This window comes from Microbacterium profundi, from assembly GCF_000763375.1.
Lineage (GTDB): Bacteria > Actinomycetota > Actinomycetes > Actinomycetales > Microbacteriaceae > Microbacterium > Microbacterium profundi.
In genome coordinates, this window is the sequence record NZ_JPSY01000003.1 from 205,260 (window position 1) to 218,435 (window position 13,176).

The 13,176-nt window shown below is 66.7% G+C and carries 10 protein-coding genes; 5 read left to right on the top strand and 5 right to left on the bottom strand.

The genetic code is table 11. The annotated features are described in order from the left end of the window. Positions 1-58: 58 nt before the first annotated feature. Positions 59-1,093, top strand: coding sequence for a sugar-transfer associated ATP-grasp domain-containing protein (locus JF52_RS0113685; protein WP_033107142.1), 1,035 nt, complete (start codon positions 59-61; stop codon positions 1,091-1,093). A 116-nt stretch (positions 1,094-1,209) separates the two neighbouring features. On the opposite strand, the gene murJ is transcribed toward JF52_RS0113685, so the two are convergent. The 4 genes from murJ to JF52_RS0113705 all read right to left on the bottom strand — a co-directional run bounded on the left by murJ (position 1,210) and on the right by JF52_RS0113705 (position 6,006). Beyond that, on the bottom strand, positions 1,210-2,802 hold the full coding sequence (gene murJ / locus JF52_RS0113690) for a murein biosynthesis integral membrane protein MurJ (RefSeq protein WP_033107143.1): 1,593 nt from the start codon (positions 2,800-2,802) through the stop codon (positions 1,210-1,212). Positions 2,803-2,861: 59 nt separating this feature from the next. Beyond that, a complete protein-coding gene (locus tag JF52_RS0113695) occupies positions 2,862-3,587 on the bottom strand; it encodes a coenzyme F420-0:L-glutamate ligase (RefSeq protein WP_033107144.1) in 726 nt (241 codons plus the stop codon). Continuing rightward, positions 3,584-4,879 (bottom strand): RNA polymerase sigma factor, encoded by a 1,296-nt coding sequence (locus JF52_RS0113700; RefSeq protein WP_033107145.1) that lies wholly within the window; start codon positions 4,877-4,879, stop codon positions 3,584-3,586. Before JF52_RS0113700 ends, JF52_RS0113695 begins: the two co-directional genes overlap by 4 nt. 182 nt (positions 4,880-5,061) lie before the next feature. After that, positions 5,062-6,006, bottom strand: coding sequence for a proteasome assembly chaperone family protein (locus tag JF52_RS0113705; protein ID WP_033107146.1), 945 nt, complete (start codon positions 6,004-6,006; stop codon positions 5,062-5,064). A gap of 102 nt (positions 6,007-6,108) precedes the next feature. On the opposite strand from JF52_RS0113705, the gene JF52_RS0113710 reads away from it, so the two are divergent. From JF52_RS0113710 to sucB, 3 genes are all read left to right on the top strand, one after another. Continuing rightward, entirely contained in the window at positions 6,109-7,584 is a 1,476-nt protein-coding gene (locus JF52_RS0113710; RefSeq protein WP_033107147.1) for a leucyl aminopeptidase, read from the top strand. Next, positions 7,584-8,957, top strand: coding sequence for a dihydrolipoyl dehydrogenase (lpdA, locus tag JF52_RS0113715; RefSeq protein WP_033107148.1), 1,374 nt, complete (start codon positions 7,584-7,586; stop codon positions 8,955-8,957). The genes JF52_RS0113710 and lpdA overlap by 1 nt, the downstream gene beginning before the upstream one ends. 65 nt (positions 8,958-9,022) lie before the next feature. After that, positions 9,023-10,795: a 2-oxoglutarate dehydrogenase, E2 component, dihydrolipoamide succinyltransferase gene (gene sucB / locus JF52_RS0113720; protein WP_033107149.1), complete on the top strand. Its 1,773-nt coding sequence runs from the start codon at positions 9,023-9,025 to the stop codon at positions 10,793-10,795. Between the two features lie 13 nt (positions 10,796-10,808). Here sucB and JF52_RS0113725 read toward each other — a convergent pair whose 3' ends face one another. Further along, entirely contained in the window at positions 10,809-12,269 is a 1,461-nt protein-coding gene (locus JF52_RS0113725; protein WP_033107150.1) for a hypothetical protein, read from the bottom strand. 146 nt (positions 12,270-12,415) lie between these two features. On the opposite strand from JF52_RS0113725, the gene JF52_RS0113730 reads away from it, so the two are divergent. Continuing rightward, the gene (locus JF52_RS0113730) at positions 12,416-13,126 is read left to right on the top strand and encodes a DUF4191 domain-containing protein (protein WP_033107151.1); all 711 of its coding nucleotides are present in this window, start codon (positions 12,416-12,418) and stop codon (positions 13,124-13,126) included. Positions 13,127-13,176: the final 50 nt, after the last annotated feature.

Here is a 13,176-nt window from a genome sequence, read left to right on the forward strand (position 1 = left end):
TCATGCTACTCGCTCCGCCTGCCCGGATCCGCTGAGATCTGCGTGTTAGCCTGGGTCGGTGGATCAGAAGCGGTTGCGCATCCGGTACCTTTTCGACCGGGCTCGGCGGCTCAATCCGACCCAGCTGTTCGAATTGGCGCACCAGGTGAAGAAGGTGTCGAAGGCACCTCTCCCCGTCATCGTCGGCGACATGCTGTGGTGCTCCGTGCGCTACGAGATGGGCTTCCGCGACTACGTCGTGTGGGACATCCGCATCCTCAACGCACGCGAGCGGGCGACGTGGATGACGCACCCCAAGGCGTTCCGCCTCAATCGCACCCTCAACGGGCCGGATTCCAAGATCATCCTCGGCGACAAGATGCGCTTCCTCACCGACTTCGCCGATCTCACCGGCCGCGAGTGGATCGATGCGGCTGCGGCCGGCGACGACGAACTGCGTGCCTTCATCGACCGGCACCCTCGTGTGATCGCCAAGCCGGCCGCTGGTGAGGGCGGCGCGGGCATCGGCATCTACGAGACCGCGGAGGTGTCAGACGTCGCAGCGTGGCGGGCGCTGCTGGTCGAGCGCGACCAGACCCTGCTCGAAGAGGTGCTGACCCAGCACGACGATCTGAATGCCCTCTACCCCGACAGCGTGAACACCGTGCGGATGATCACCTACCGCGACCCGGCGGGCGAGCTGCACGTGATCGCATCCGTGCTGCGCATCGGCAATGGCGCCGTGATCGACAACTTCGCCTCCGGCGGCATGTTCACCATGCTCGACGACGACGGCGTCGCCCTCTATCCTGGCGTCGACAAGCAGTCGAACATCTACCAGCGGCATCCGGCCACCGGAACGACCATCACGGGTCTGCAGGTGCCGTTCTACCCAGAGGTCGTGGCGATGATCGCCGAGGCCGCGAAGCGGCTGCCGACGGTGCCGTACGTCGGCTGGGACATCGCGATCACGCCCGACGGGCCCGCGCTCATCGAGGCGAACCACAACTCGAGCGTCTTCCAGATGAAGCCTTCGGCCTCTGGCATCCGCACCGGCCTGCTGTACCGCTACCGCGACGCGATCGGCGCGGACGTGGTCGACAACAAGCGCTGAGCGATCGCATCCCCACGGGTCGCTGAGCGAGCGGTGTACTGAGCGAGCGAAGCGAGTCGAGGTGACGAAACGCGTTGAGCGAGCCGCAGGCGAGTCGCCACGTACCCCGACTCGGATCAGCTGCGACGGTTCCGCACCGTGTCGATCGCAACCCTCAGCTCCGGAACGCGGAACAGGAACAACAGCAGCAGGTACACCGCGCCAGCTACGGCAGCGATCACGACAGCGCCGAGCGCTCCCCAGAGCTTGTCCTGGAGCATCCAGCCGTCCGCTCCCCCACTCAGCAGGTACGCCCCGTAGCCGGCGGCACCCGCGGGAATCGCCATAAGAGCGAAGCGGACAAGCGCCCTCCACGTACTGCCGAGTCCGAGCGGACCGATCTTACGACGAAGCAGGATCGTCGCAAGCACTGTCTGCACGATCCCAGAACACGCTTGAACCAGCGCAACTGCCGCGGCCCGCCATTCAACTGGGACCGTGAACGCGACCACGATCGTGAAGATGAGTACCAAAGAGGCCTGCACAACCGTGAAGATGAACGGCGTACGCGCATCGCCGTAGGCGTAGAACGTTCGCTGCACGATGAACAGCACTGCCATCGGCAACAGGCTCACCAGGAAGGCCAGCAGCACGGGAGCAACGGCCAGTGCCGCGTCCGCACTGTTGCTGAACACCCGAGACGCAGGCGCTGCCGCCGCCGCGACCGCCGCAGTCGCGACGAGAATGAACAGCCCGAGGATGCGGATCGACTGCGCGATGTCACCGCGCAGTTCCACGTCGCGCTTGGCAGCGGCGTGCTCGCTGATGCGCGTGAAATAGGGCGTACCGATCGCGAGGATGATCATCGAGTAGGGCACCATGTATACCAGCCAGGCGTTCTGCGAGGCGAACACGGATGCGTGATCTCCGGAAGCCTTTGAGAGCGTCTGCGTCTGCACGATGCCGACGAGCTGACCGATGAGGGTGGTCAGCAAGGTCCACGTCGCCAGCGTGCGCATGTGTCCGAGACCCATGCCCCGCCAGCGGAAATCGAGTCGCAGCGGGATGCCGGCCTTGCGCCAGAAGAAGATCAGCACCACGGTCTGCGCGACGATGCCGAGGGTGGCGGTGCCTGCGAGGACCATCACCATCGTCGAATTCCATGCCGAGATCTCATTGAGGTCAGATCCGAACAGCGTCATGAAGACCAGGAATCCGGCGATCGAGACGACGTTGTTCATGATCGGCGCCCAGGCGTACGGGGCGAACATCTTGCGGGCATTGAGGATCTCGCCGAGCAGCGCGAACATTCCGTAGAAGAACAGTTGCGGGATGCACCAATACGCAAATTGTGTCGCGAGATCAAGCTGTTCCGGCGTGAACCCGGCCGATGCGAACAGCCTCACGAGCAGCGGAGCACAGAAGAACGCGACAACCGTGACGCCCGCGACGAGCACGAACCCGAGGGTGAGCAGCTTCGCCAGGAACGCGTGCCCGCTGTCCTTCTGCGCAGTGGCCCGCACCACCTGAGGCACGATGACGCCGGTGAGGACTCCTGCCGAGATCACCTGGTAGATGCCGTTGGGCAGCGCGTTCGCCGTCGCGAAAGCATCGCCGACCCGACCGAGAGAACCGACCGCTGCAACGAGCACGACTGTGCGCAGCAGCCCGGTGATGCGCGACGTGAGCGTACCCGCCGCGATCATGGCGCTGGCGCGACCGAGTCCCATGCGTGTGGTGATTCCCCTCCGCGACCGTCGTCGGTGATCCGACGTCAGACGGTGCGATCTCAGACGGTGCGGATGATGCCCATCGGGGTGGACTCGCGTCCCTGTCCGAGCGGGTTGTCCTTCAGGATACGCACGAGACGCATTTCGCCGGCCTTGTCGAGCGTGGATCCCAGGATGTTCCCACCCAGGTCGTTGATGTCCACGACCGCGACATCGGCCTTGCCTCCGATGAGTGCCTTGAGATGCGACGCCACCTGGCGCGGGTTCTTCGGGCCCAGCACGACGGCCTCGTTGTACGGCGGAATCGTGTGCGAAGTCGGTCCGTCGATCGCTCGAGCCTTGTCACCGGCGATGCGGTAGAAGTCGCCCTTGCGCCCGAACGCCTTCGTCACCGCTGCGACGGCGGCCGCGAGCAGGATGCGCGGGGTGCCGCACTCCCGCAGCGCCATCTCCATCGTCTCGGGCATGCCGAGACCGATGCCGTACGGCGTGCGGGTGACGTACTTCGACAGGAACAGCGCGAGCTTGCGCGGCTGGATCTCGTCGAGACGGTAGGAGCGTCCCTGCGTGATCGCGACGATCTTCTCTGTGACGAAAAGCAGGTCGCCTGGCTGCACGGCATCCGTCGCGTACTCGGTGACGATCTGATCGATGTCGTCCTCGGGCATGACCACGCGCGTGCGCAGCGGGATGCGGGCGTACTTCTTGCCGTCGACGCTCGTCTCGAGAGTCTTGCCGTCGTTCGCCCTACCGTCGTTCTCCGTGCCCGCGTTCTCCTGGGTCATTCGAGGTAGTCCCGCAGCGACTGCGAGCGGCTCGGGTGACGCAGCTTGGCCATCGTCTTCGACTCGATCTGGCGGATGCGCTCGCGCGTGACGCCGAACGTGTCACCGATCTGGTCGAGTGTCTTGGGCTGACCGTCGCCGAGACCGAAGCGCATGCGGATCACGCCTGCCTCGCGCTCGGAGAGCGAGTCGAGCAGCTGCTCGAGCTGACGCTGCAGCATCGTGAAGCCCACGGCGTCGGCCGGGACGACAGCCTCGGTATCCTCGATGAGGTCACCGAACTCGCTGTCGCCGTCCTCGCCGAGGGGTGTGTGCAGCGAGATCGGCTCGCGACCGTACTTCTGCACCTCGACGACCTTCTCAGGCGTCATGTCGAGTTCGCGGCTGAGCTCTTCCGGCGTGGGCTCGCGACCGAGATCCTGCAGCATCTGCCGCTGCACGCGGGCGAGCTTGTTGATGACCTCGACCATGTGCACCGGGATGCGGATCGTGCGGGCCTGATCGGCCATAGCGCGAGTGATCGCCTGACGGATCCACCAGGTGGCGTAGGTCGAGAACTTGAAGCCCTTGGTGTAGTCGAACTTCTCGACCGCACGGATCAGACCCAGGTTTCCCTCCTGGATGAGATCCAGGAACTGCATACCGCGGCCGGTGTAGCGCTTGGCGAGCGAGACGACGAGGCGGAGGTTGGCGCCGAGCAGGTGGCTCTTCGCGCGGTGTCCGTCACGGGCGACCCACTGCAGGTCGAGACCGAGCTGGCCGGTCTTCTCGGCAGCCGTCATGTTCGACAGCTTCTCCTCGGCGAACAGGCCAGCCTCGATGCGCATCGCGAGCTCGACCTCTTCGGCCGCGTTCAGGAGTGCGACCTTGCCGATCTGCTTCAGGTAGTCCTTGACCGGGTCGGCGGTGGCGCCGGTGATCTGCGTCGAGTAGACCGGTACATCGTCTTCGTCCTTGGACGTCAGGACGATGGCACCCGTCGGGAGCGGCTCGGTGAATGCCGGCTTCTTGTCGTCGTCGTCCGCATCGTCGGCGACGAGTCCGTCGGGAGTGTCTTCTTCTACGACGTCGTCGGCCTTCTTGCGCCGTACCGGCGCCTTCTTGGCAGCAGGGGCCTTCTTGGCTGCGGGAGCCTTCTGTGCTGCGGGAGCCTTCTGTGCTGCGGGAGCCTTCTTGGCTGCCGGCTTCTTTGCGGCAGGAGTGGTCTCCGGCTCGACGGCGTCGGTCGAAGCAGTCTCGGCTGCGGTCTTCGTCTTCGTCGTCCGGGAGTTCTTGGTCGCGGCAGGAGTCACGTTTCGCCTTTCACGGGGCAGCGCGCCCGCCCCGGGACATTTCGGACACTAGTAAGACCCTTGTCAAGTCATCAGCCTTGCGGCGAATGATTGACAACGGGTCGGATTACCAGTATCGCACACCAATGGGGGTGCGGATGCAACTCGCGCCCCTCGCTCTGCCCTGCCGGTGATCACGCCGCTCAGGTTCGAGGACGCTTGTCCTCGTCACCCGGACGACGAGTCGCCAGATAGCGTTCGAGTTCTGCGGCGAGCTCGTCCGCGCTGGGCAGATCGCGTTCGTCGAAACCGCCCTCGTCGTAGCGATCCATGTCCTCGGGATCACGGCCGGCCATGTATGCGTCGTAGCGATTCTCAAGCGTGTGCACCATCTGTCGCAGCTCGTCGTTTCCTGCGACCTGCTCGTTGACCTTGGTGAGGTACTCCTTGCGGCTCTCTCTCAGATCATCGAGCGCCAGCACGATTCCGGTCGAGCCCATCACGCGGTCAGCCGCAGCGATCACGGCATCCGGATACTCCGTCTCAGCGAGGTAATGGGGCACGAGCAGCACGAAGCCGACGATGCGGTCGCCGCGCTCGGCGAAGCGGTACTCCAGCAGATGGCCGGCTGTCGCGGGCACCTGGGTGCGAGGGCGCCAGACCGAGAGGCTCGCGGTGAGCTCCTTGCGATTCCCGCTGACCGTCGTGCTGATCGGCCTGGTGTGCGGCACCGGCATCGCGATCGAGTGCACCCAGCTGACGCCCGAGACGCCGAACTCCTCGGCCAGGCCGAGAACCCTGTCGCTGAACGCGTTCCACGCGAAGTCGGGCTCGTACCCGGCAAGGAGGAGGAACTGCTGTCCGAGGGTGTCGTGCGCGAGCGACAGCTCGAGCCTCGACGGACGGAACTCCGTGAGGTGGTCCTGCTCGAACACGACGATCGGACGACGCGCCCGGTAATCGAGCAGCAGATCGTTGTCGAAGACGATCACTGGCTGCGGATCGGACACGTCCCGCAGATGATCGATGAGCCCGGAAACGGCGTTACCGGCATCCGTGAATCCGGTGAGCAGGATCACGAGGGGCAGCCCCTGAGGGACGGCAGGTGCGTTGGCGACGCGTTCGTACAGCTCTCCGGAGACGGGCATGCTTCCATGCTACGAGGAGCGGATGGTCCCAGGGGCGGCGGAGTCATGCTCACAGCGAACAGAATCGAGGAGCGGCTGTCGCGTCGAGCCTAGGATGGGACCATGACGCTTCCTGCGCTCTCGCACACCGTTGACCGATTCCCCGGGAGCGCTGCCGACGCTGCAGTGCTCGTCGTTCCGGACACCGCGGCGTTCCCGGAAGCGCTGGAGGACTATCCGGGCCTGGCTGAGGTGCTCGCCGCGATCGGCTTCACCGGATCGGCTGCGGCGTTCGCCCGCATTCATCTTCCTGCGCTGACGTCGCTTCCGTTGGCCGTCGTCGGCGCCGGAAGCACCCCTGACGGGGCTGCGGTGCGCGATGCCGCCGGGGCTGCGCTTCGCACGCTGACCGGATTCGATCACGTCGCCCTCGGCCTCGCGGGCGATCTCGATCAGTTCTCCGCCGAAGCGGCCGAGGGCGCCGTCTTCGGCGGCTACCGCTTCGAGGGGTATCGCGCCAAGCCCGGCAAGTCGCGTGCGGGCGAAGTCATTGTGCACAGTGCGTCGCTCTCGGATGAGGACGTCTCCCGAGCCCGGATCCTCGGGGACGCGCTCGCGCTCGTGAAGGACCTCGTCTCGGTGCCCGCCGAGTGGCAGAGCCCTGCAGAGCTCGCGCAGAGCGCGGTCGACGCCGTCGCAGATCTCGATGTCACGGTCGACGTGCTCGACGAGAAGGCTCTCGCCGAGCAGGGCTTCGGTGGAGTGCTCGGCGTCGCTCAGGGCTCTGATCGGCCGCCACGTGTCGTCCGCCTCGACTATGCACCAGCCGACGCCACAGGTCACATCGCCCTCGTCGGGAAGGGGATCACGTTCGACACCGGCGGGCTCTCGCTGAAGCCCGCGGCATCCATGGTCGGCATGAAGTTCGACATGGCGGGGTCGGCCACCGTGCTCGCCGCACTGCGCGCGATCGCGACGCTGAAGCTGCCCATGCGCGTCACCGCATGGATGTGCATCACCGACAACATGCCCTCCGGAAAGGCGACGCGCCCTGGAGACGTGCTCAGGATGCTGGACGGCACGACCGTCGAGGTACTGAACACGGATGCCGAGGGGCGCCTCGTGCTGGCCGACGGCCTCGTCGCCGCGAGCCGCGAGCATCCTGATGTGATCTTCGACGTCGCGACGCTCACCGGCGCCGTGCTCGTGGCGCTCGGCCACCGGCACACCGGTGTCATGGGCGATGACGAGGCGGTGGCCGAGTACCTGACGGTGTCGGAGCAGGCGGGCGAGCTCGCCTGGCCGCTGCCGCTGCCCGAGTACATGCAGGACTCGCTCGACTCCCCCATCGCCGACATGATCAACGCCAATATGAGCGACCGCGCCGGTGGCACCATGTTCGCAGGACTCTTCCTGCAGCGGTTCATCGGCCGCACCAGCGACGAGGACGATGCGCCGCGCATCCCCTGGGTGCATCTGGACGTCGCCGGCTCCGCCGAGCACGCCAGCTCACCGTACGGATTCACAGACAAGGGCCCGACGGGTGCGACGGTGCGTTCGCTCGTCGCGTTCGCCGAGGCACGCGCACAGGAGGCATGATGACCACGCACACGTTCGACATCGTCGTACTCGGTGGCGGCAGCGGCGGCTATGCCGCGGCGCTGCGCGCTGCTGAACTGGGCAAGACCGTCGCGCTGATCGAGAAGGACAAGGTCGGCGGGACCTGCCTGCATCGCGGATGCATCCCGACCAAGGCGCTGCTGCACGCCGCCGAGGTCGCAGAGCATGTGCGCGATGCGGCATCCGTCGGAGTCTCCGCGACGTTCGAAGGTGTCGATGCGGCCGGGGTGCGCACCTACCGCGAGAACATCGTCGCCAAGAAGTTCAAGGGGCTCGAGGGCCTCATCAAGGCCAGGGGCATCACCACGGTCGCGGGCTTCGGACGGCTGAACGCCGACCGCAGTGTGAGCGTCGGCGATGACGTCTACGTCGGTGCGGACGTGGTGCTCGCCACAGGGTCGTACAGCCGCTCGCTACCGGGGCTCGACATCGGCGGCCGCGTCATCACCAGTGAGCAGGCGCTTGCGCTCGACGTCATCCCTGAGCGCGTTCTCGTGCTCGGCGGCGGAGTCATCGGCGTCGAGTTCGCGAGCGTATGGCGCTCGTTCGGTGCCGAGGTGACGATCATCGAGGCGTTGGAGCACCTGGTGCCCAACGAGGACATCGCCATGAGCAAGGGTCTCGAGCGCGCGTTCCGACGCCGCGGTATCGCGTATTCGCTCGGCACCCGATTCCAGACGGCGACGCAGGATGACCAGGGCGTCACCGTCACACTGGAGGACGGCAAGACGTTCACCGGCGACTATCTGCTGGTCGCCGTCGGACGCGGTCCCCTCACGGCCGATCTCGGCTTCGAGGAAGCCGGTGTCACACTCGATCGCGGCTTCGTGACGGTCGACGAGGAACTGCGCACGGGCGTCGCCGGTCTCTGGGCGGTGGGCGACATCGTCCCCGGCCTGCAACTCGCGCACCGCGGCTTCATGCAGGGCATCGACGTCGCGGAGCGGATCGCCGGCCTCTCGCCCGCTTCGATCCCCGAATCCCAGATTCCCAAGATCACGTACTGCAACCCGGAGGTCGCGTCCGTCGGCGTGACCGAGCAGGCCGCGATCACCGCGCACGGTGCGGATGCCGTCGTCTCGTACGAGTACAACCTGGCGGGCAACGGCAAGAGCGAGATCATCGGCACCGCCGGGCTCGTGAAGGTCGTGCGGCTGAAGGACGGACCGGTGATCGGTGTGCATCTGCTCGGCGATCGAGTCGGCGAGCTCATCACAGAGGGTCAGCTCGCCGTCGCCTGGGAGGCCCACCCCGAAGACATCGCCCCGCTCATCCATGCGCATCCGACGCAGAGCGAGGCCCTGGGCGAGGCATTCCTCGCCCTCGCCGGAAAACCACTGCACGCCCTCTGAACACCAACCGGTGTCAGGGTCACTAAGCTGAACATGTCACAAACATTCTTGAAGGAGACTCCGTCATGAGCACATCCGTGGTCCTCCCCGCTCTCGGTGAGAGCGTCACAGAGGGTACGGTCACCCGCTGGCTGAAGCAGGTGGGAGACACCGTACAGGCGGACGAAGGCCTGCTCGAGATCTCGACCGACAAGGTCGACACCGAGATCCCTTCGCCCGTCGCAGGCGTGATCGAGGAGATCCTGGTCGCCGAGGACGAGACCGTCGAGGTCGGCGCTCTGCTCGCCAGGATCGGCGACGGCAGCGCTTCGGCACCGGCTGCGGATGCCCCCGAGGCCGCCGCACCTGAGGAGGCAGAAGCCTCTCCCGCAGAGGCCGCACCTGCGGCAGAGGCCGCGCCCGCCGCAGAAGCAGCGCCTGCCGCGGAAGCAGCGCCCGCCGCAGAAGCAGCGCCTGCAGCCGAGGCAGCACCTGCCGCTTCCTCCGACGCCACGGACATCGTGCTCCCTGAGCTCGGCGAGAGCGTCACCGAAGGCACCGTCACCCGCTGGCTGAAGCAGGTCGGCGACGAGATCGCCGTCGACGAGGCTCTGCTGGAGATCTCGACCGACAAGGTCGACACCGAGATCCCCTCCCCGGTCGCCGGCGTGCTGCAGGAGATCCTCGCGGCCGAAGACGAGACCATCGCCGTAGGCAGCGTGCTCGCACGCGTCGGTTCCGGCGCGCCTTCGGCAGCGCCCGCTGCTGAGGCTCCGGCCGCTCCTGCACCGCAGGCCGCACCGGCTGCCGAGGCTCCCGCCGCTCCGGCACCGGCAGAAGCTGCGCCCGCACCTGCCCCTGAGGCAGCACCCGCCGCCGCATCGGCTCCGTCTGCCCCACCGGCTCAGGCCCCGGCATCCGCCGAGTCGGCGCCAGCCTCGACCGACGGTGACAACGTCTACGTCACCCCGCTCGTGCGCCGTCTCGCGTCACAGCAGGGTGTGGACCTTTCGAGCGTCAAGGGCTCCGGCGTGGGAGGACGAATCCGCAAGGAGGATGTCCTCAAGGCCGCAGAATCCAAGCCGGCCGCCCCCGCGGCTGCCGCCGCTGCAGCGCCCGCAGCCGCACCGCTCGAAGTGTCGCCCCTGCGCGGCACCACGCAGCCGATGTCGCGCCTGCGCAAGGTCGTCGCCAAGCGTGCGGTCGAGTCGATGCAGCAGACGGCTCAGCTCACCACGGTCGTCGAGGTCGATGTGACGAACGTCGCGAACTACCGCGACAGTGTCAAGGCGGAGTTCAACCAGAAGACGGGCGACAAGCTCTCCTTCCTGCCGTTCTTCGCGTTGGCCGCAGCCGAAGCGCTGCAGGCGTTCCCGATCATCAACGCGACGGTGGACGGTGAGAGCATCGTCTACCCCGACACCGAGAACGTCTCGATCGCCGTCGACACGGAGCGTGGACTGCTCACCCCCGTGCTGCGCGACGCCGCGACGAAGAACCTCGCGCAGATCGCGCACGAGATCGCTGATCTGGCTGCACGTTCTCGCGACAACAAGCTGAAGCCCGACGAGCTCGCCGGCGGCACCTTCACGCTGACCAACACCGGTTCTCGTGGAGCGCTGTTCGACACGCCTGTCGTGTTCCTGCCGCAGTCCGCCATCCTCGGCACCGGAACGGTCGTCAAGCGCCCAGGGCTGGTCAAGGTCGACGGCATCGACGCGATCGCCGTCCGTTCGTACGTCTATCTCGCACTGTCGTACGATCACCGCATCATCGACGGAGCGGATGCTGCTCGCTTCCTCGGAGCGATCAAGACCCGCCTCGAGGGCGCGCACTTCGCAGCGAACCTCGGCGCCTGAGCACCGCTCGCACCTAGTCTGGCTGGTGCGCGACGTCATACACGTCGCGCACCAGCCAGATGTCGTCTCGGCGCTCGAGAACCATCATCTGCTCGATCATCGCGGAGTCCACCGGAGTCAGCCGGATCACGGCCACATCGCCGTAGTCGTCCACCAGTGCGGCCGTACTCTCGGACGCACCAAGGCTCGCAACGCCCTCGGTGGGGATCCTGCCACCTTCCGCGACCGCACCGGCGCAGTCCTCCGCGATGTCCTTTACGCACCCGCTGATCGCATCGAGCAGTCGCGGCACCGCATCCAGCGCCGTACCTGCATCCGGCGCAGTGCCCTCGTCCGATACCGGCCCTGTCGGCGTCGGGCCGGGCGTCGACGTCTTCGATTCGTCGGCATCGCTGAGGTCCTCTGCCGCGCGATCAGCCCCTTCGTCCTGTTCCGATACCGCCGGCGCCTTCCGCGATGCCGCTTCGGCGGGCGCATCGCCATCGTCACCAGGCCAGAGCAGTCCGACGATCAGCACGATCGCGCCGAGTGCGCCGGCGAGCAGTAAGGCGCGGCGGCGCGAGGATTTCGGCTTGCCGGTCTCTTCCGCCTTCGCATGCAGCAGCGTTCGCCTGGGCGGCCGCTCACGCATACGCTCCATGCGCATGCGTACGATCTCCGACAGAGAGCGCAGCACGCGTACGGCACCTGCCTCGGGCCGCTCGGGCCGCTCCTTCCTCTTCGATCGCCTGCTCCGGGTCTCACCGGCCACATCGCGGCGATGCGATCGGCCCGTGTCGTCTGACGCCGCATCTGCAGCGACGAGCCTCGGAGAGATGGCGCTCACGCGCTCCGGTGCGAACACGTCGATCTGCAGAGCTCGCGGCGCGGCGCGCGCGAAGAGCTCCTGCTCCCAGCGGCGATCGTCGTCGGCGGGGTGGCGCGGCTGGCGCAGCGCGGACGCAGCCTCCTGCAGGATGCGCACCGTGCCGCGATCGGACTGCTGTCGCAGCATGCGCTCCACGAGTGCAGCCGTGCGCGCACGCGCGCTCCCGCCGTCGCCATGGACGAACAGCGGGCGACCGTCGACGGTCAACCACCACTCGCCCACCGCTTCAGCATCCGTTCCGAGCTCCCGCACTCCACGCAGCAGGCTGACGACGAGCGTGCCCAATTCCCCGGGGGTGAGGGGCGAATCAGAGGCGTCTCTGCGCCCGAGGAAGGCCTCCACGCGTTGCGTGCACCACGGCAGCAGAACGTCATGCCCATCGGCACGTCGTCTGATGTCGAGCGCGCCGCATACGTGCTCGGCATCTGAGAAGGCCCAGCCGTCCCAGTCGCCGAGCCGCTCGATATCGACGCATACGGCGACCGCGTCGTCGTATGCGACGAGGGCGCCGGGGAACGGGCCTTCCTTGCCGTCGATCGCTCTGATCAGGCGATGCACCCCCGGCACAAGGGAGGCACGGTCGGCAGAAGCATCCGTCTCGGTCATCGAACCATCACAGCGCAACGCGGCCGCGCGCAGCGTCGACGTAGGGCGAGTGTGGACAGATTCGAGGATTTCGCCGATGTGCAGAACGAGTGCGCCGCCCGCGAACGCGCACGTGAGGAGCGCACGGACTCGGTAGTCTTGTCTCCATGGCTAAGCGTGCTCCAGAACCCGAGAAGCGACCGGGGTTCTTCTCCCAGATCAAGTCCCTCTTCAGGTTCACACGTGAGGTGTACAGCTGGCTTCCGTGGGCGCAGATCGCCATCCTCGTCGCCGGCATCCTGCTCGGTCTCGTGGTCGGCTACCTCATCCCACCGTTCCAGGTGTGGACTCTCGTACTCTGGGCCATCACCGGCCTCATGCTCGGTGTGCTGGGCTCGCTGTTCCTGATGACCCGCCTGTCGACCAGCGCGATGTACGCCAAGATCGACGGCATGCCCGGCGCTTCAGGGCACGTGCTCAGCACGAGCCTCGGCCGCAACTGGCAGTCCTCCGACACCCCCGTCGGCATCAACCCCAAGACGCAGGAAGCGGTCTACCGGGCGATCGGGCGAGGTGGCATCGTCGTCGTCGGCGAGGGCGCCAGAGGCCGCCTCACCCGCCTCGTGAACGAGGAGCGCAGCAAGGCGCAGCGCGTCGCGAACGGCGTTCCCGTGCATGTGTTCTACGTGGGCCACGGCGAGGACGAAGTCACGATCGCCGATCTTTCGAAGACGATCAAGAAGCTGCCGAAGAAGATCGACAAGACGACGATGGCCGCCGTGATCCGACGCATCGACTCCGTCTCGCAGTCGGTCTCGTCACTGCCGATCCCCAAGGGCATCGACCCGACGAAGGTCCGCGCTCAGCGTCCGCGCTGAGCCTCCTGTACGAAGCGCCTTCCCTTCGACAGGCTCAGGGAGCGGCCCCG